This window comes from Marinomonas communis, assembly GCF_004363305.1.
Lineage (GTDB): Bacteria > Pseudomonadota > Gammaproteobacteria > Pseudomonadales > Marinomonadaceae > Marinomonas > Marinomonas communis.
The window spans coordinates 387,309-407,115 of the sequence record NZ_SNZA01000001.1 but is presented as its reverse complement, the minus strand read 5'-3'; the positions used below and the strand labels follow the sequence as shown (position 1 = coordinate 407,115).

Here is a 19,807-nt window from a genome sequence, read left to right as displayed (position 1 = left end):
GAGCAGTGTAGCTTAGGCTTTAACAGCATCGATCAAAAATCGATGCCCAAAAGTAAGGGGATCTATCATGTTAGAAGCATATCGAAAACACGTCGAAGAACGTGCTACTCAAGGCATTCCCGCCGTACCACTTGATGCAGAACAAACCGCAGAATTAGTAGCCCTTCTAAAGAATCCGCCATCCGGTGAAGAAGAGTTTTTGCTCGATCTACTTAAAAATCGTATTCCTGCTGGCGTAGATGAGGCAGCCTACGTTAAAGCTGGTTTCCTCTCCGCTATTGTAAAAGGGGAAGCCTCCTCTCCTCTAATTGATAAAGTCTTTGCCACCGAGTTACTAGGAACTATGCTGGGTGGTTACAACATCCAACCGCTAATCGAATGTCTAGATGACGAAGAGGTTGCTGCAATCGCGGTGAAAGCACTGTCTCATACTCTACTCATATTTGATGCTTTCCACGATATAGAAGAAAAAGCTAAATCAGGCAATGTCTTCGCCAAGCAAATCATAGAATCTTGGGCTGAAGGCGAATGGTTCACAAGTAAACCTAAGTTAGCTGAGAAAATTACTGTCACAGTATTTAAAGTACCTGGCGAGACGAATACTGATGATCTATCGCCTGCGCCAGATGCTTGGTCACGCCCTGATATCCCGTTGCATGCTAATGCGATGCTCAAAATGGCCCGCGAGGGCATTACCCCAGATGTTGATGGTGAAGTTGGCCCTATCACAACAATCAACAAGCTGAAAGAGAAAGGCTTTCCATTAGCCTATGTTGGCGATGTTGTAGGCACAGGATCAAGTCGAAAGTCTGCAACCAACTCAGTACTTTGGCACATGGGTGAAGATATCCCATTTATTCCGAATAAACGGTCAGGTGGTATTTGTTTAGGAAGCAAAATTGCACCAATTTTCTTTAACACTATGGAAGATGCTGGTGCTCTGCCTATCGAACTCAATGTTGATGGGCTGGAAATGGGCGATGTAATCGATATTTATCCTTATGAAGGGGTCGTTAAAAAACACGAAACTGACGATGTCATCACAACTTTTGAGCTAAAAACTCAAGTATTGCTAGACGAAGTTCGTGCAGGTGGTCGCATCCCATTAATCATTGGGCGCGGTCTAACTAACAAAGCACGAGAATCTTTAGGTTTAGGTCACTCAGACCTGTTCTTAAAACCAGGTGACGTTAAGGATTCTGGCAAAGGTTATACCCTTGCTCAAAAAATGGTTGGCAAAGCGTGTGGTCTCGAAGGTGTTCGACCAAACACCTATTGTGAGCCTAAAATGACAACTGTTGGTTCACAAGATACAACTGGCCCAATGACTCGAGATGAGTTAAAAGACTTAGCCTGCATAGGCTTCACCGCTGATCTTGTGATGCAGTCATTTTGTCATACCGCAGCCTATCCCAAACCAGTAGATGTCACTACACACCATACACTCCCAGACTTTATTATGAATCGTGGCGGTGTTTCTCTGCGTCCAGGTGACGGCATCATTCATTCATGGTTAAACCGAATGCTGCTTCCGGACACAGTTGGCACCGGTGGCGACTCTCATACACGGTTTCCTTTAGGTATTTCGTTTCCAGCAGGCTCAGGTCTCGTTGCATTCGCTGCAGCAACAGGTGTGATGCCTCTCGATATGCCCGAGTCCGTACTTGTTCGTTTTAAGGGCAAAATGCAGCCTGGAATCACATTACGTGATTTAGTTCATGCCATTCCATATCAAGCAATTAAAGATGGTCACTTGACCGTTGAAAAAAAAGGTAAGAAGAACGTCTTTTCTGGCCGTATCCTTGAAATCGAAGGTCTTGAACACCTAACCGCGGAGCAGGCCTTTGAGCTTTCGGATGCATCTGCTGAACGTTCTGCAGCAGGCTGTACAATCAATCTATCGGAAGAGTCTGTAGCAGAGTATCTAAGGTCCAATATCGTGATGTTACGTTGGATGATAGCCGAAGGATACGGTGATCCACGGACTCTGGAACGTCGAGCGAAGTCTATGGAAGCTTGGCTGGATGATCCAAAACTAATGCGCGCAGATGCAGATGCGGAATATGCAGCCGTTATTGAAATTGACCTGGACAACTTAAAAGAACCGGTATTGTGTGCGCCAAATGACCCTGATGACGCTCGTTTACTCTCCGAGGTGCAAGGTGAAAAAATCGATGAAGTATTCATCGGATCATGCATGACCAATATTGGCCACTTTCGTGCTGCTGGCAAGCTCCTTGAGTCAGCTGGGCAAGTTGTTCCAACAAGACTTTGGGTGGTTCCACCAACGAAAATGGATCAACAACAGCTCACTGCAGAGGGTTACTACAGTATTTTCGGCAAAGCTGGTGCACGAGTTGAAATGCCGGGCTGCTCATTGTGTATGGGTAACCAAGCACGAGTCGCAGATAAAGCAACTGTTGTCTCTACCTCAACACGTAACTTCCCTAATCGCCTAGGGAATGGCGCGAATGTATATCTTGCATCTGCAGAATTAGCAGCAGTCTCATCTTTACTAGGCAAACTACCAACCCCAGAAGAATATTTCGAATACGCTAATAAGATTAACAGCATGTCTGCTGAGATCTACGACTATTTGAACTTTGATCAAATGGGTGAATACGTTAAGAAAGCATCATCTGTGATCGCAACAGATGCTGTTACTTAAAACAGCTAAACTAGTTAGCCACTAAAAAGGGCGCTTTAAAGCGCCCTTTTTTCTTCGTTTAGAAATCTAATTTCAAAACTTAGATCGCATCTCGACGATCTAGTTCATTAAACTCGTCTTGTTCTTCGCGCTCTTCTAAAGATTCAACATCGCGAGCATCTGGGTGGTGCTTACGGCCTTCATGCTTAGCCTTGTGCTTAAGAAGTTGTTTTTCAAGTTTTTCAACTAGGGTATCAACAGCAACACCTAGTTGTTTATCTGTTGTCACCGATGCAAATAGATCGTGACCAGGAATATGTACTCGAGCTTCTACAATTAGCTCGCTTTTATTGTGATGGTTTTCAGAATTAACAATGACTTTGATTGAAGTAATGTGGCTGTTGATGTCAGCAAGCTGGTCCATCCCCTCTTTGATTGTTGCCTGAACGTCTTCAGTAGTGTGAACATGGTGACCGCTGATATCTAATGTATACATAATAATAATTCCTTCTTCCTATCCCATTCATCTGGGACGTTTAGCGTTTCATTGTCACATCTATTAACCTAAGGGTGTTTTAATCCTTTTTCAACCAGTGCTGAGTAAAAAGACTGATAATTTTTTGAAGCAATTGATCAGAGCCAGAATAAGTGCTTTAAATTGAATATAAATCTATAATTATCAATGACCTACAATAATTAACATTTGATAACCATAACCTATCTTGATAAAAAAACGCTGCTATGTAGCAGCGTTTGATGTGCAAATTGCTAATTCAATAACACTTAAGTTTGATCCGCTAGGGAATTCACTTTTGCGAAAACTTCTAGGCTTCCATCCGACTTTAATAAGTATACAGCGTAAGGCATGAACTGATCGTTGTACTCCATTCCAGGGGAGCCAACCGGCATACCCGGCACCACCAACCCTTTTGTATCTGGGATCGGGTTGCTTAGAAATTGCTGAATAAATTTCGCAGGAATATGACCTTCAAAAACATAGCCTGATTCTGTGATTGCGGTATGACAGGATCTAGCGTTGGCGGGTATGCCTAAATCAGCTTTTAAGTCTGCTAAATTATCCGAATGCTGCACCTTGGTATGAGCGCCATGGGACGTCATATGATCAACCCAACCAGTGCAGCAACCACATGTAGGGCTTTTGTGAACTAAAAACTCTTTGTCAGCATTAAAGGTAATATTTTGCTGTGCTTGCACAGCAGTGCTTAGTGCAAAGGCTTGTAGGCTGATTACAGCAACCATAGCGATAGGTGTTAATCGTTTCATAGAATTCTCCAAAGTTTAAAAAAGTTAAGTGTTAGCTGGGTCTAACTAAACAAACTTTGGAGGACGATATAATTTGGCGGTATAGGTTAACGGCTTTCCAAAGGTGGGCCATAAATATTCAAGTGCTTCATGACTGTAGCTTATTTGATGAGCCAGATTAACTGCCCCTGCAACATAACAACCACATTCTTGTTGGTGGTTTAGCTCTTTGCAGCAGTCCTGTTGCGCGTGATTAGGCATATCAAAAGCCAGCATAGCATGTGTACCCATGCTATCCATTCCATTCACCAAAGCGTTATTCGAAAATACAGCGAAAGAAAGTATCAGCAATAGAATGGTGGTAAGGCTTCTTCGAGTCATATATAGATCACTAAATAAAGTGGCTCAAGCATATATTGACCGTTAGAAGCCTGTCTAGTTCCTGCTGCCTACCACTGTTTAATCATTATGATACAAATCAATCACCATTAAAGCGACTGATGCCTTCGAGTGAGCTTTAAAGCAACGAAGATACCCACCAAAGCAATAGAACCAATATGGATAGTGCGATAATAGCTTTCGTTTTGTACTTACGAATCAGACTTTCCGCTTGATTACCTGCAAAATAAACGACAAGAGCTAGACCAAAATAACGGATAGAACGAGCAATCGTTGTAGCCACGATAAACCCAATCAGTGAATACTTTGTGGCTCCTGCAGCAAGCATGGCGATTTGAAACGGCACGGGGACAATCCCCAAAGTTAAAACAAACCAAAAGCCTTGGCTTTCCATTTTACTGCTAACTTGTTCAAATTGCTCAGGGCTGGAAAAGGTTTGTATGACCCAGTCACCAATCAGGTCAAATAAGTAATAACCTAAGGCATAACCAACTAATGCCCCCACCATACAACCCAAGGTTGTCATCAAGGCAATCAGCCATATTTTTTCTCTACGAGCCTGAAGCAATGGGACTAATATAGCTTCTAAAGGAATGGGAACGATGATGGATTCTAAAAACGAAGCAAGAGTAATCCCCTTAAGCATGTGTTTCGAGTTAATCGCTCGCTTTGTCGTTTGTTCAATACTGTTTAAAATTCCCATCTCTTACCTTCGCTTCCAGCTTTTTGTTCATACTATGAAGCCTTTTAAAGATTAGATAGGTATTGAGTGGCTTTTGTGATTTATTGCCATCGAATGTACACAAAACAAAGGCCTCATATGAGGCCTTTTACAATAAATAATTCTATTTATTGAGTTACGTTCTGTTGTGCAGGTGCATGGTTGTAGATATGCAGATCCCGCTGCGGGAACGGAATCGTAAGCCCTGCTTCCTCTATACGAAGCTTGGCATTCTTCTGCATTGCCCAGAATGTTTCCCAATATTTGTCCGTTGGTGCCCAAGCACGCAACTGAAGGTTCACCGAGCTGTCAGCAAGCATATGAACAATCACCTGAGGTGCAGGATCTTTCAGAAGCACTTCCACCTCACTGGCTAAATCCAATAGCGCTTTCATGCCCACATCAATGGAATCATCGTAAGAAATCCCTACCGTGATATCCATTCGACGACGACTATTACGAGAAAAGTTTTTAATCGTCGAGGCCCACACAGCACTGTTTGGGCTAGAAATGTACAAGCCATCCGCCGTTTCAAAAATCGAAGTAAACAGGCCAATGTCTTTTACCGTTCCCATGGTGCCGCTAAATTCTACGAACTCGCCCTTTTTGATTGGCTTTAAAAACAAAATCATAATGCCTGCGGCGATGTTACTAAGCGTGTCCTTCAATGCCAAACCAATGGCTAAACCAGCGGCACCGACTAAAGCAACCAAACTTGCAGTGTTCACGCCGAACAAATCTAAAATAATGACCATTGCCACCAAATACACGGCATAGGCAGCTACTTTAGATAACAGAGCAGACACAATTTCATCGTTCTTACTCAGGCGTGAAACGCTAGCAAACACCCCTTTCTTAACCATTTTTGATAACAGAGACGCTATTACCAAGATCATCAACGTGAGTAACGTATTCTTACCCATGTTAAAAATCTGATTCTCATAAGTGTGATAAAACGCTAACAAAGTATCCATTTTTTAAACTCCTGGACAGTCATGATGCAAACCTAAAAACTAGAAGAAATTAAATATGCGTTATAGCCAACGTAGGTTAATAGCAACGCACCACCTTCATAACGGTTAATGGTACGTGATTTACGGATTTTAATAGACATCAGCAGTAAGAGAACAGTCAAAACAATCATCGCTATCCAGTCACGCCAGAAAATCTCTGCACCAATATTTGAAATAGGCTGAATCGCACCGGCAATACCGATCACAGCGAGAGTATTAAACATGTTAGATCCCACAACATTGCCTATGGCTAAGTCATGCTCACCTTTTCGTACTGCCGTGATGGATGCAGCCAGTTCTGGTAAGGAAGTGCCCAAAGCAACAATGGTCAGGCCAATAATTAGATCACTTACACCCAATGCAGCCGCAATTTCAACCGCGCCCCAAACCAATAATCGAGAACTTGCGACTAGTACGATAAGCCCAAGCGTCAGCATCAAAATGGATTTTGATAACGATGTATCAATAGGGCCGACATCCGCTTCGCAGTCAGCTTCTAGTGCATCGCCTTTCCCGGTTAGTCCAGCATAGATTTGCCACCCAAAGACACTAAAAAAAATGCCTAAAAGCACAATTGCTTCTATGGTGCTGATCTCAAAGTCCCACAGCATCACACCTAGAGCCAATGATATAAGCAACAGTATAGGAAGCTCTTTACGAACAATATTTGAATGTACAGCAATGGGTGCTAGAACAGCGGTAACACCAAGGATTAAGCTAATATTGACGATGTTTGAGCCAATTGCATTACCAAGCGCTAAAGCCGGGTTGCCATCCATCGCAGCCATGGCAGAGACAACCATTTCTGGTGCAGAAGTACCAAAGCCCACGACTAACATACCGATCAATAAAGGCGGCATACCACTATGATGCGCTACCGAAGACGCACCCTCAACAAATTTGTCAGCACTTTTGATAAGTAAGAAAAAGCCAACGATGATGGCGACAATAGGTAAAATCATGAATTACCTCCACTATAAAACTCAGTGTGTGTGAAGTAAGACATATTGATCATCTTAGAAAGGAAGGTTTTCACTGTACGTACTCTTGTTAGCGGACAGGCATTTACTCAAGCAACATCTACGCCCTGTCCGCACGCAAATATCGCTTAAGTCTTGCCAATACACTTAAGTACGTAAACACCACAAGCAGATGCTTGGAGACTGTTGATGTTTACTCTTCAATGAATGAAGAAGGCTACTCCCCTAAACAAGCCGAGTCTAACCAATCGCTCAGGCAAACACCATATCCTTATCAAAAACTTTACGTACAAAACAAAACTGTCATCTTAACTTTTGTATCGTTGTTGCTAAGCTCATATGACGATCTATTTTGAACTTATTGAATGATGGTCTATGTTATTAACGTAGCTTCAATTTTATCGGCAAGGTGTAGGGATAGCATGAGCGAATCAGAAACAACATTAACCAAAGTCGTCAATGTAGACAGTAAAGACTGGTTTTTACAAGATCTCATCGAGATCGTTAATAGCGGCAAAATGAGTTTTGATGTGACATTGACTGTGGGCGGGTTTCTTGTATCAGGGACTCTGGTAGGCGGTAAAGAATACTTTGAGGGTTTTGGCGAGGAGTTCTCTTTCGGTTTGTCTGGCGAAGCAGCTAAGAAAGTCAAAGCCGCTTTTGCCAAAAATGGCAACGTCTATACACAATCTGGCGGCCAACCAATGCAGCCAAATTACATACACCTTAAAAATGCTCACTTTTTTCATACCTCAGGTTCACCAGTACCCGAAAATCGAGGGGTATGGTGGCGTGGCAGAGTATCAGAAGTTTCAGGCTTTTCTTTAGGGGCGTTAGTGTCAGAAAACTAGATAGCCTGACACTAACGCGCCACGTTTTTAAATAATTGTTTTAAACAGCAACAACAAAGCACTTACAACAATCACTACGAAAGTCATAATCATGCCAATTTGACGATATTTTAAGACTTCATGTTTTTGGCTTACACCGTATGCATGAAGTAAGCGGCCGACCAAAAGCGCGCTCCCCAAAACATGAACCACAATCGGCCCACCACTCAATGTTTCGTACATCCACACTAATAACAGAGCGAATGGTACATATTCACCAAAATTGCCCTGTACTCGAATGGCACGGGTTAACAACGTTTGCTGCCCATCCCCTATGCCAACTTGATATTTCATACGTAACTTTATGACGCGAGCACTTAAATAAACATATAGCAATGCTAGTAAAGCAGCGTAAATAGGGGTAATCATTGGGGCATCCTTGTTTGTGTATATTCAGCCAGCTTACTCTGGGTAAACAAGTCAACTCAAGCCTTGAGTATTTATAACGTCGATTTTATTCAATTATTGCCCACCTATCGCCCTTAAAATGCCTCCAAACTAAACGGAGAAGCATTATGAAACGAGCTGATTATTTCAATACATCCCCTACTTTACTGAAGCACTTGATTGAGCAAGAAGAACTGATAAAGCAACAATCGGAAATCTCTTTTGGTTTAACTATTTGGGAATTAATCAAACTTCGCTCATCACAAATTAATCAGTGCGCTTACTGCATTGCCATGCACACTAAACAGGCTCAACAGTTGGGAGAAGATTATAAAAGGATCATAGGGCTAAGCGCTTGGCGAGATATGCCCTTCTATAATGCAAAAGAACGTTTAGCGCTTGAGCTGTGTGAGAAACTGACGCAATCTTACGAGATAGATGATCATTTCTACGGCAAACTAACCAGCGAATTTGACGACAAGGAATTGGTAATCTTGACCATAGCAATCAATGCCATCAATAGCTGGAACCGTGTCGTCAAAATGTTTAAGCCTGATGTGGAATTCAATGACTGAACCGCTCTCCCTTGAAATAGAGTCACCCCAGGGTGATGCAGGTTACTACGTGCAATCTCTATGGTTTGCGCGTAGTACAACTGACGGTGAGATTTGGCTGCCAAGTGATGCCGGATCAGGTATCGTATTTTTAAAGCGAGGCAACGCTAAAGTTGACGATAAACCGATCATGCAGCCTTACGATATTCAGAAGCATTCACTGCAATCGAAAAAATTCACTTATTCAAATGAAATGATGCTGTTTGGAATACGCTTTCAACCGGCGGGCTACTCACAGCTTGAAGCACTAAACCACCCGTTAACCCAAATAGACAATCTAAGTTGTATCTCTAAACAAGTCACACAGTGCAACAATTTATTAGACTTTAAAAAAGCCTTGGCACCATATTTTGATTTCACATTTTCGAGAGATCATATCGCTGATTTTACGCATGCATTTATTCAGCGACTTGCTGAACGACAAACCCTTATGGATGCGCTTGATGAAACCCCACTTAGCCAACGTCAATTGGAAAGACATATTAAACAGCAATGTGGCATCACACCGAAACATCTCGCACGTATTTATCGCGTAAGGCAAGCAATGACTGCCATCAAGATGGACACAAGCAAGAGCATGACTCAAATTGCTTTGGAGTGCGGCTACTGTGACCAATCACACTTCACTAGAGAGTTTCGCGGCATTATGAGAATTACCCCAGCTAAGTATCGCCGTTGCTTGGTTAGCCGTTGTTAACGGTAAGCAAATTAAGTATCTATGATAATTATATTACCTAATCTATCCATGGATTAGGTTTGACCTTCTCAATACTCCCCCTTTCTTTCCGCCTCACTTTATCCCTATTTCAATACAACCAAGAAAATAATTAGATCTCTAACTATATTTCGCTCACTTTAGTTGCCTTCACCCCTTCCATTTGTAAACTTTTAATAAAGGAGGATCGACCATGAATCAAATCAAAAAGGCAGGGGCGGGGGCAATGCTGTTACCAGTATTTGTTCCAACTGCTGTTATCACATTACTTCTAATTATTGGTACTCTAAGCAATCCTGAGCTTGCGGGAGAAGCTTTTCAGAGTGCCTTGGCTTGGATAACCAACACTTTTGGCTGGTTCTATATGCTCGCTACTGCAGTGTTTCTGGTTTTTCTTGTCTGCATTGGATTCAGCAGCTGGGGCAACATTCGACTAGGCTCCGATCACGGCGATCCTGATTACAGTTTCCCCGCTTGGTTCGCTATGCTGTTTTCTGCTGGTTACGGTATTGCCTTGCTGTTCTTTGGTGTGGCAGAACCTGTGCTACATTTTTCTCAACCGCCTAGCGCCACACCAGAAACCATCTCCGCCGCCCGTGAAGCGATGCAAATTGCCTACTTCCATTGGGGTCTACACATCTGGGGGATTTACGGTCTAATGGGGCTGGTATTAGCCTATTTTACCTTCCGTCATGGTTTACCATTATCCGTCCGCTCAGCTTTATACCCTTTAATCGGTGATCGTATCCACGGACCTATTGGTCATACGGTCGATGTATTTGCCATACTCGGCACTCTATTCGGCTTAGCCACAACACTTGGCCTATCCGTCACACAAATTAATGCGGGATTACACTATCTTTGGAGTGATATTCCTATCAGTACAACCGTTCAAATTACCGCTATTGGTTTAATTACATTAGCGGCAATCGGCTCAGTGGTCGCGGGTATGGATAAAGGCGTGAAAAACCTATCCATTCTAAATATGGGTTTAGCCGTATTTATTATGGCGATTGTGTTCTTTGTCGGGCCAAGCATCCATATCCTTGATGCATTTGTACAAAACACAGGGTCTTACTTGAGCAACATCGTTGAGCGTACTTTTAACTTACAAGCCTATACTCAAAGTGATTGGATCGGGAACTGGACTCTGTTTATCTTCGCATGGACGATCGCTTGGGCTCCTTTTGTCGGACTGTTTATTGCCAAAATCAGCCGAGGCAGAACGATCCGTCAATTCATTTTCGGTGTGCTAGCTGTGCCGACTGTTTTCACTTTCCTATGGTTCTCGATCTTTGGGGATACGGCCTTGCACTTGATCATGGAAGAAGGCAAAAACGTACTGATTGGCGAAGTTCAAGCGGATCACTCTGTTGCTCTCTTTCAATTCTATGACCTACTGCCAGGATCAACATTCCTGTCTGTTGTGACGGTGTTCTTAATCATCACCTTTTTCGTCACCTCCTCCGACTCTGGTTCGTTAGTTGTTGATTCCTTAGCATCTGGCGGTGCACTGGAAACTCCAATTTGGCAACGAGTATTTTGGGCCTCTCTTGAGGGCGTCATCGCCGCCACATTGCTACTAGCTGGTGGTTTGAGTGCATTACAAACCATGAGTATTTTAGCTGCGTTACCGTTCGCGATAATTATGTTGATCGCTGCAGCAGGCTTATGGCGAGCACTGGTAATCGAGGGGCATCGAGGCGCCGCTGTTGAAGCCGCTGCAACGCCTGCTCGCGCATTTAGCAACGAAGGAAACTGGCGAAAACGCCTAAGCACACTTTTTAAATTCCCAGGGGAAGCAAAGGTTACACATTTCATCAAAGAAGTGGTTGACCCGGCTATGGTTGAAGTACAGAAAGAGCTTGCTGCCCATGGCTGGAATGCCAACATCACTCGAGAAGAGAATGGCGTAACCTTTCAGCTAGAGCGCGATGACAAATTAGACTTTTATTACCAAGTCATCGCCACGGAACATGAGATACCAGAAGCACACAGTGAAAACTCAAAATACGATACTCACTGGCAGGCGGATGTCTACATTCGAAACGGTGCTCTAGGTTACGAGCTGTTTGGCTGTAGCCAAGATGAGGTAATCCGTGATCTGATTGATCAGTTAGAGCAATATTTTAATTTCGTGGATGCAGCGCCTGGGCATCTTCCTTGGAATACAGTTTCAGACTAAAGCGAAATAAAATGGGAGCTAAATTAGCTCCCATTTTTATAGCACCAAAACTTACTTAACAGATGTAGGGTTGAAAAATTCAAACCAAGCAAAAGGCTGATAACGCCCAAGGTAGTTAAAGATAGGGGCGAGAATATTAAGCAATTTTCCAGTAACAGTCGCCAGCAATGGCGTGCAACAAGCCCAGCTGAACGTCATCAAGCTAATGAACAGCCCTCCTACGAAATCATCTGTTCCCCAATGAGCACCAGCCACCAAACGAGGTAGCATAAAGACAACTGCTAATGCCCATATAACAGCGCAGCGCCAGCCCTTGGCAGCCAGACTAAGATTAAGCGCCCACAATAGAATCACTGATGCATGATCGCCAGGAAAGCTTTGCGAAGAAGAGTCTTTCAATCCAAGCGCCACCCACTCAGGAAATATTTCACTTAGGCGGACAGACTCAGGAAGCAACATCGTCGGACTGGCTCGCCCCCAGCCTACAAGCTCGCTGAATTCAGTAAATCCCACTCGAACCAGCAACATCATAATTAACAACACGATGAAGCCAATAAATGCGCTTCTAATTTGCTCACCGCGAAATAACAATCTTCCCCATAAAAGAAAGGACAGCATTACAAGTCCAACAGCTATGTCTGTTAACCTGACACTTCCAACGGCCCAAATAGTGGCCCAGATTTCACTGGTTTCAATGGGATCATTCAACAAGGTGAATAAGAAATAATCAAACCTGTCCCACAACAAACGTGTGGTAGGTAACAACCATGAAATCAGTAGTAAGAAAGCGATGGAATTTAAAGCGATTAGAGGCTTAATGCGCCACTCGGTGGAGTATAAAGAATTAGACATACCATTCCTTTTTACGGACATCCAAAAAGTGCGCAATGATAAGGCCAAAGCCGCAGTCGAACAATTTAACTAAGAAGCTTGCGAATTCTTATACGAATTCGTGCCTGAGTTCTTATTGCTTGCGTCTAAATGCTGAGTTGATATGAATAGCAACAAACCATACAAGTGTTTTTAATACGTTCTATTTCTCTGTAAAATTCGCATAGTTCATCTGATCAAATATTAATGCCTGTTATTCAAGGATTTACCATGCAAAAAACCACTCGAAAATGGGTGTATCGCTTTGGCCGCCGCTACGACAAGCTTAAGCACCGCCTAAAACGTTGGCGTGGTTACTCCCCTGTTATCGTGCAACCTTACATCACCTATGGAACGGCTGAGAACCTATGGATTGCGGGCAGGCTCTTAGAAGCGAAAAGAATTCAAGGTCACCTAGAAGATAGCCGCCTAAAAAATATGTTACATATGGTGCGCCGTTATCGTAGTGATGAAATCCCTTTTACCGACATCAACCTCATATTAGGCGATGAAGTGCGTACCGTAACAACGGATGCACATGGCTATTTTCACTATCGTTGGCACACAAAAGATAGCCAATACATACAAAATCCATGGACGCAATTTGTCCTTCAACCAACAGATCCCAAGTTACCAAAAGCCGAAGAGCACAGTGTTGCAGAGGTCTCTTTACTCAGTGAAAGCACCGAATTTGGCGTAGTAAGTGATGTCGATGACACCATCATGCATACCGGTGCCACAAACTTCTTTCGCCACACTCAAACTGTGCTCATGAACAATGCCCACACCCGCGAACTAATGCCAGGCACGTCTGAATTCTACAACGCGTTGCACAAAGGTCGCTCAGGCAAGGCAGAAAACCCGTTCTACTATGTATCAAGCAGCCCTTGGAATATTTATGACTTAATTGCCGAGTTCATCCATATTCATCAACTTCCCAAAGGCCCTGTACTCTTAAAAGATTTTGGTTTGCGTGAAGATCGTTGGTTTAAGAGCGGCCATGAAAGCTATAAAACAGACCGCATAGAGACGATTCTTAGAACGTACCCAAGCTTAAAACTTGTGTTGATCGGAGACTCTGGTCAAAAAGATGTCTACGCGTACTTAAAAGTAGCGAAAGATTACCCTGATAGAATCCTTGCGGTTTACATTCGTGATCTTAAACCTGATGCACGTTCTGAGAAAATGATATCAGCCGTAGCGGAGTTTTCTGATTGCAACGTCCCATTTGCATTCATACGTGACGCCGGAGATGCCGTAGAGCATGCAGTAACATTAAACTTAGTCACTGACGACGCTGCGAAGAAAGTTAAACAGGATGCAGCGGCTTGAATGCTAGGAACAACTTAAAAGATAGCGACTATTAGGTCGCTATCTATGTTTAAGATTAGCTTGAACCAAGTTCGATAACTTGATTATTACTAGCGCTGAGTAATGCAGCATCAAGTACTTTCAGCACCTGAATTGCTTCATCAACTTTAAGTTAGAACCTAGTGAGCACTTAAGTATTTACATCACTGGCGGCTTCTTTAGTGCTGGATTCAAACAAGCCTTCAAACCTCGTGTTGTAAGCCTCTAAAAATGCGTTGCTTAAAGTGTTTTTAATGGTCTGCCAAGTGCCAATTTCAGGGTTATCCAGTTGCCCAGAAAAATCTAATCTCGTTGCCACTTTGTCGCTATCGCTATTGGTCAGAATGCCAGCTACGCCACCACCGATCGCCTCCCATGCTATTTGAAAAGGGTTGTCGTGCTGCTCTTCGACATCTTGCTCCCAATCAAAAATGTCTACATCTTTAAAAAGAGGCTTAACATAGCCACTCAAAGCCCCGTCCCTTGCCTGTATTTCACTCACCAACTGGCCTGTACCACCTTTAAAATCAAGGCCCGCATAAGCCTTTGCTAGATCATTAAACATGGTCAGACTTAACTCTTCGCAACGTAAGGCGACAATAAAATCATCGTCCACAAATGGATCTAGTTCCGCATTAACAATCATTTTGGCATCATTTAATGCATTAGCCGTGACATCTAAGGTCGCTACCCTACCGTTGCCTTGATCGACATTCGTTAAATTATTCAGCGTCGCTTCGATATTGTTAATTTGAATGTTAACAGATGGGCTTGATTGAAAGTTGCGAAAAGCAATCGTGCCACCATGAACTTCTACTTTGTTAATAACGATAGGTGTTAGGTCGTTGACCACTTTACGCCAATCAGCACCTTGACCAGATTGACTTTGCTGCTCTGACTCACCATCAACAAAATTCACTTCTGGTTCGTAAAAAACGAAATCAGCCACTACAGCACCTTTAAATAACGCTCTCCAGCTCAATGAGATATCGATTTCATCCACCCGCACAAAAGGCACTTGCTTGTTGCCATCCACCTTAACGATGGATAGGTCATGAAGCTGGTATGCACCTCGGTATAATTGCAGTGAAACATGATCAATATGCCCCTTATAGCCCTCCAAATTCTCAAGACGTTTATTCAAAAATTTGGTCAACCAGTAAGGCAATGTCAGATGAATGACCAACAACAGTAGAGCAATCACACCTACCCAAATCAAAGTTCTATTTAATCTTTGCTTAGTCATAAAAAAATCCCTCTTTTGAAAACACATTAGAGGGATCAGGCGTAAGCAAGCAACCTAGAAAGGGAAAACCCTCAATTAAGATGCATTATTTGCACAGAGCGTAGTCAATCACCTTTCCAATTTAGAAAGGATATATCATTACTATTAGTGACCTAAAACGTATAACTGTATATTTATACAGTTATACGTTAAACTTACCCAAACACCTCAAGGATAGAGGATTTGAGTATGCCAAAACCAAGAAAACAACTGATCAGCATTGCTGATACCCCCTACTACCACTGCGTTTCCCGCTGCGTTCGTAGAGCATTTCTATGTGGGGAAGACCCTGTGACTGGCCAAAGCTATGAGCATCGAAGGGATTGGGTTGAGAAGCGACTGCTGTTTCTAGGCCGTATCTTTGCCATCAAAGTCTGCGCTTACGCTGTAATGAGTAATCACACCCATCTAGTGTTGTTTATCGATCATGAAACAGCGGAAAGCTGGACAACGGAAGAGATATTAACCCGCTGGCACGCCATTCATAAAGGCACCATGATCACCCAGCAATATATGTTACAAGGCCAAGTGCCTGACTACTTACAACCATTACTGGATGCAACCGTTGAAACCTACCGACAAAGGCTAATGGACATCAGCTGGTTCTTAAGAGAACTGAATGAAAATATCGCCAGGCAGGCTAATTACGAAGATAACTGCACAGGCCGTTTCTGGGAGGGACGCTTTAAATCTCAAGCTTTACTAGACGAAGCAGCATTGATGGCTTGCATGGCCTATGTTGATCTCAACCCAGTGCGCGCTAAGATGGCCGACACTCCCGAAACGTCAGATTACACCAGCATCAAAAAACGCATTCATAACGCAAAGCAAAACCAACAACCAAAAATACTGCATCCATTTGTTGGCAACCCACGAGCAGACCAACCCAAAGGCCTGCCCTTTAAACTGGAAGACTACCTAGAACTAGTCGATCTCAGTGGCCGTATTATTCGCCAAGATAAACGCGGTAGCATCGACTTATCCTTCGCACCGATTCTGCAACGCCTCAACATCCCATCGGAAAACTGGCTCACCATCGCCACCCAATTTGAACAACACACGTTAGCCGCTGTGGGTACTGAAACTATCCTCTCCAACTACTACCAAAACGCCGGTTACAAACGAAGGCCCAAGATCAGCAAAGCCAAACAGCTACTGGCTTAACTCAATCCTCCCCGCCCTTAAGCGATTGCCTAACTGGTAAGACACCCACTCGCCTTAAACCCTCTAAAACAGTTCAACTAAAGCCAATTTCCCAACTAACACACATAAAAAAGCCAGTTTCGACTGAAACTGGCTAGTTGATCGGTACTGGTTAGAATTGAGCTTCCAGTCACTTTTTAAGGTGGGTGTCTTAATTAAACCCGTTCAACTAAAGCAAATTTACCAACGAACACGCATAAAAAAGCCAGATTCAACTAAAACTGGCTAGTTGTTTGGTGCTGGTTAGAACTGAGTCACGAGTCACTTTTTAAGGTGGGTGTCTCAATTAGCATCAATTACTAGCGCTGAGTAATGCAGCATCAAGTACTTTCAGCACCTGAATTGCTTCATCAGCAGTGACTGGCAGCGGTCACCGCTTTGGCAAATCTTATTAGTTCTAAGCGCCATGGTAGCTAGCTTATTAAGTTAGAACCTAGTGAGCACTTAAGTATTTACATCACTGGCGGCTTCTTTAGTGCTGGATTCAAACAAGCCTTCAAACCTCGTGTTGTAAGCTTCTAAAAATGCGTTGCTTAAAGTGTTTTTAATGGTCTGCCAAGTGCCAATTTCAGGGTTATCCAGTTGCCCAAAAAAATCTAATCTCGTTGCCACTTTGTCGCTATCGCTATTGGTCAGAATGCCAGCCACGCCACCACCGATCGCCTCCCATGCCATTTGAAAAGGGTTGTCGTGCTGCTCTTCGACATCTTGCTCCCAATCAAAGATGTCTACATCTTTAAATAAAGGTTTAACATAACCACTTAGAGCTCCGTCCGTTGCCTGTATTTCACTCACCAACTGGCCTGTACCACCTTTAAAATCAAGGCCCGCATAAGCCTTTGCTAGATCATTAAACATGGGCAGACTTAACTCTTCGCAACGTAAGGCGACAATAAAATCATCGTCCACAAATGGATCTAGTTCCGCATTAACAATCATTTTCGCATCATTTAATGCATTGGCTTTCACATCTAATGTCGCCACCCTACCGTTGCCTTGATCGACATTCGTTAAATTATTCAGCGTCGCTTCAATGTTGTTTATTTGAATGTTAACAGGTGGTGTTGATTGAAAGTTGCGAAAAGCAATCGTGCCACCATGAACTTCTACTTTGTTAATAACGATAGGGGTTAGGTCGTTGACCACGTTACGCCAATCAGCACCTTGACCAGATTGACTTTGCTGCTCTGACTCACCATCAACAAAATTCACTTCTGGTTCATCAAAAACGAAATCAGCCACCACAGCACCTTTAAATAACGCTTTCCAGCTCAATGAGATATCGATTTCATCCACCCGCACAAAAGGCACTTGCTTGGTGCCATCCACCTTAACGATGGATAGGTCATGAAGCTGGTATGCCCCTCTGTATAATTGCAGTGATACATGATCAATATGCCCCTTATAGCCATCCATATTCTCTAGTCGTTTATTCAAAAACTTGGTCAACCAGTAAGGTAATGTCAGATGAATGACCAACAAAAGTAGAGCAATCACACCTACCCAAATTAGAGTTCTATTTAATCTTTGCTTAGTCATAAAAAAATCCCTCTTTTGAAAACACATTAGAGGGATCAGGCGTAAACAAGCAACCTAGAAAGGGAAAACCCTCAATTAAGATGCATTATTTGCACAGAGTTGATCTGCACAGTAAGTGGCAAGATAAATATCTAACTTGAAGCATTTGGCTGTTAGTCCAAAAAAGCCAAATGCTTGATGACTTAAAAGTTATTAGAAAGGTAGCAGCCCCTAAGAGGCGCGCTTTTTCTCTTCTGGCAAAGGGTCTATGTCTGAGTAACGTATAGAGTGACTTTGATTTTGGATCAGATGCACATGCTCACGTTTTAACTCGCGTGGCTCAGAGACGCCGCATGCATGTACGATCAGCCCAACACTATGTTTCATTTCACTAACATAATTTGCGACGCGGACAGCTTTTTCTTGTGGCACCAAGCCTTTTTGCAGCTTTTTATCATGGGTAGTAATGCCTGTAGGACAAGTGTTTTTATTACACTTAAGTGCCTGAATACAGCCGATAGAGAACAAAAAGCCCCGCGCGCTCACCACCGCATCAGCCCCCATCGCAAAGGCCCAAGCCACTTTGCCAGGTATCATCAATTTGCCTGTCGCAATAATCTTAATACGAGGCCTTAAGCCATAAGATGTCACACGGTTCACCACAGCTGGCAGACTTTCTCGAACAGTCATGCCCACGTAATCCATCAAGGTTTGAGGAGCAGCGCCGGTACCGCCATCCGCGCTGTCTAAGGTAATAAAGTCCGGGGCGTATTCAAGCCCGCGACGATGAATCTCACTGAACAAATCATCAAAGAACTGCAACTCACCTACCACCAACTTTATGCCAGTGGGTTTGCCTGTGAGTGTTCTTACCTTAACGATCATGTCTAATAACTCGTCGATATTGCCAATGTCTACGTGTCGATTAGGGCTAATCGAATCTTCGCCTTGCTTAATATTACGCACCTCAGCGATTTCCGCGGTGACTTTTTCTCCCGGCAACATACCACCTTTGCCTGGTTTTGCCCCTTGAGACATTTTTATTTCGATCATTTTAACCTGTTCATAAGAGGCTACTTTTTGCAGACGATCGGTATCCAAATGACCTTCACTGTCTTGCACACCATATTTCGCGGTACCGATCTGAAACACAATGTCACAGCCACCTTCTAGATGGTAAGGTGATAACCCACCTTCGCCAGTATTCATCCAAACACCCGCTTTGGCTGCACCAATCGACAACGCCTTTACCGCAGGCTCAGACAGCGCACCGAAACTCATGCCAGAAATATTGATGATGGAGTTAGTACTGTAAGGCTGTCGCGCTGTGTGTTCGCCGAAAACAACGGCTTTTGGCTCAACAGCTTCACTGGCCAACTTAGGAAAAGCACTACTAACGAAGAACACATCACCTTCTTGAGTGAGTGGCCGTGTCGAACCAAAACCTTGAGTGGTATCTTCATGCTTGGCAGCACGATACACCCAAGAGCGCTCAGCTCGATTAAAAGGTAGTTCATCGCGATCAAAGGCAAAAAAGTATTGCCGAAAAAACTCCCCTAAATGCTCGAGGGTGTAACGCATTCGCCCGATCAATGGGTAATTGCGTCGAATCGTGTGCTTAGTTTGACGCACGTCGATAAAATATAAAATGCTGAAGTAGACTATTACCGCCAGCAGTAGCGCGAACACAATGATCGCGCCCCATTGTATTATCCAATTTGAAATAGCCAGTATCTGATCCATAAGTATTCCAAGCAGTTGTTATTA

18 protein-coding genes and 1 riboswitch are annotated in these 19,807 nt (G+C 43.4%); of the genes, 7 read left to right on the top strand and 11 right to left on the bottom strand.

From position 1 onward, the window contains the following. Positions 1-67 precede the first annotated feature (67 nt). The gene (acnB, locus tag C8D85_RS01940) at positions 68-2,668 is read left to right on the top strand and encodes a bifunctional aconitate hydratase 2/2-methylisocitrate dehydratase (RefSeq protein WP_133559674.1); all 2,601 of its coding nucleotides are present in this window, start codon (positions 68-70) and stop codon (positions 2,666-2,668) included. A gap of 79 nt (positions 2,669-2,747) precedes the next feature. Here acnB and hpf read toward each other — a convergent pair whose 3' ends face one another. The 6 genes from hpf to C8D85_RS01910 all read right to left on the bottom strand — a co-directional run bounded on the left by hpf (position 2,748) and on the right by C8D85_RS01910 (position 7,005). Beyond that, positions 2,748-3,143, bottom strand: a complete 396-nt coding sequence (gene hpf, locus C8D85_RS01935; RefSeq protein WP_133559673.1) for a ribosome hibernation-promoting factor, HPF/YfiA family — start codon at positions 3,141-3,143, stop codon at positions 2,748-2,750. A 287-nt stretch (positions 3,144-3,430) separates the two neighbouring features. Beyond that, entirely contained in the window at positions 3,431-3,931 is a 501-nt protein-coding gene (locus C8D85_RS01930) for a DUF411 domain-containing protein (RefSeq protein WP_133559672.1), read from the bottom strand. A gap of 45 nt (positions 3,932-3,976) precedes the next feature. Continuing rightward, on the bottom strand, positions 3,977-4,201 hold the full coding sequence (locus tag C8D85_RS01925) for a hypothetical protein (protein WP_133559671.1): 225 nt from the start codon (positions 4,199-4,201) through the stop codon (positions 3,977-3,979). 226 nt (positions 4,202-4,427) lie between these two features. Beyond that, a complete protein-coding gene (locus C8D85_RS01920; protein ID WP_133559670.1) occupies positions 4,428-5,012 on the bottom strand; it encodes a YqaA family protein in 585 nt (194 codons plus the stop codon). Between the two features lie 146 nt (positions 5,013-5,158). Then, positions 5,159-6,004 (bottom strand): mechanosensitive ion channel family protein, encoded by an 846-nt coding sequence (locus C8D85_RS01915; RefSeq protein WP_133559669.1) that lies wholly within the window; start codon positions 6,002-6,004, stop codon positions 5,159-5,161. Between the two features lie 32 nt (positions 6,005-6,036). Next, complete coding sequence (locus C8D85_RS01910; RefSeq protein ID WP_133559668.1) at positions 6,037-7,005, bottom strand: calcium/sodium antiporter; 969 nt, start codon at positions 7,003-7,005, stop codon at positions 6,037-6,039. 79 nt (positions 7,006-7,084) lie between these two features. Continuing rightward, positions 7,085-7,251, bottom strand: a riboswitch (yybP-ykoY riboswitch). A gap of 194 nt (positions 7,252-7,445) precedes the next feature. Between C8D85_RS01910 and gvpU the strand changes: the two genes are divergently transcribed. After that, a complete protein-coding gene (gene gvpU / locus C8D85_RS01905) occupies positions 7,446-7,874 on the top strand; it encodes a gas vesicle accessory protein GvpU (RefSeq protein WP_133559667.1) in 429 nt (142 codons plus the stop codon). A 27-nt stretch (positions 7,875-7,901) separates the two neighbouring features. Here gvpU and C8D85_RS01900 read toward each other — a convergent pair whose 3' ends face one another. Further along, complete coding sequence (locus C8D85_RS01900) at positions 7,902-8,282, bottom strand: MAPEG family protein (RefSeq protein ID WP_133559666.1); 381 nt, start codon at positions 8,280-8,282, stop codon at positions 7,902-7,904. Positions 8,283-8,428: 146 nt separating this feature from the next. Between C8D85_RS01900 and C8D85_RS01895 the strand changes: the two genes are divergently transcribed. The 3 genes from C8D85_RS01895 to C8D85_RS01885 all read left to right on the top strand — a co-directional run bounded on the left by C8D85_RS01895 (position 8,429) and on the right by C8D85_RS01885 (position 11,814). After that, positions 8,429-8,875 carry a carboxymuconolactone decarboxylase family protein gene (locus C8D85_RS01895; RefSeq protein WP_133559665.1) on the top strand — a complete coding sequence of 149 codons (447 nt, stop codon included), beginning with the start codon at positions 8,429-8,431 and terminating at the stop codon, positions 8,873-8,875. Further along, positions 8,868-9,611 (top strand): helix-turn-helix domain-containing protein, encoded by a 744-nt coding sequence (locus tag C8D85_RS01890; protein ID WP_162847523.1) that lies wholly within the window; start codon positions 8,868-8,870, stop codon positions 9,609-9,611. Before C8D85_RS01895 ends, C8D85_RS01890 begins: the two co-directional genes overlap by 8 nt. A gap of 211 nt (positions 9,612-9,822) precedes the next feature. Further along, on the top strand, positions 9,823-11,814 hold the full coding sequence (locus C8D85_RS01885) for a BCCT family transporter (RefSeq protein ID WP_133559663.1): 1,992 nt from the start codon (positions 9,823-9,825) through the stop codon (positions 11,812-11,814). 51 nt (positions 11,815-11,865) lie between these two features. Here the strand turns inward: C8D85_RS01885 and C8D85_RS01880 are convergent, their stop codons facing one another. Next, positions 11,866-12,666, bottom strand: a complete 801-nt coding sequence (locus tag C8D85_RS01880) for a phosphatase PAP2 family protein (RefSeq protein WP_162847522.1) — start codon at positions 12,664-12,666, stop codon at positions 11,866-11,868. A 249-nt stretch (positions 12,667-12,915) separates the two neighbouring features. On the opposite strand from C8D85_RS01880, the gene C8D85_RS01875 reads away from it, so the two are divergent. Then, positions 12,916-14,016, top strand: coding sequence for an App1 family protein phosphatidate phosphatase (locus tag C8D85_RS01875; protein ID WP_162847521.1), 1,101 nt, complete (start codon positions 12,916-12,918; stop codon positions 14,014-14,016). A gap of 169 nt (positions 14,017-14,185) precedes the next feature. On the opposite strand, the gene C8D85_RS01870 is transcribed toward C8D85_RS01875, so the two are convergent. After that, positions 14,186-15,280 (bottom strand): AsmA family protein, encoded by a 1,095-nt coding sequence (locus tag C8D85_RS01870; protein ID WP_162847520.1) that lies wholly within the window; start codon positions 15,278-15,280, stop codon positions 14,186-14,188. 228 nt (positions 15,281-15,508) lie between these two features. Between C8D85_RS01870 and C8D85_RS01865 the strand changes: the two genes are divergently transcribed. Further along, on the top strand, positions 15,509-16,483 hold the full coding sequence (locus C8D85_RS01865) for a transposase (RefSeq protein WP_133559659.1): 975 nt from the start codon (positions 15,509-15,511) through the stop codon (positions 16,481-16,483). Positions 16,484-16,966: 483 nt separating this feature from the next. On the opposite strand, the gene C8D85_RS01860 is transcribed toward C8D85_RS01865, so the two are convergent. Beyond that, on the bottom strand, positions 16,967-18,061 hold the full coding sequence (locus tag C8D85_RS01860) for a DUF748 domain-containing protein (RefSeq protein WP_162847519.1): 1,095 nt from the start codon (positions 18,059-18,061) through the stop codon (positions 16,967-16,969). Between the two features lie 210 nt (positions 18,062-18,271). Then, a complete protein-coding gene (locus C8D85_RS01855; RefSeq protein WP_133559657.1) occupies positions 18,272-19,783 on the bottom strand; it encodes an FMN-binding glutamate synthase family protein in 1,512 nt (503 codons plus the stop codon). Positions 19,784-19,807 lie beyond the last annotated feature (24 nt).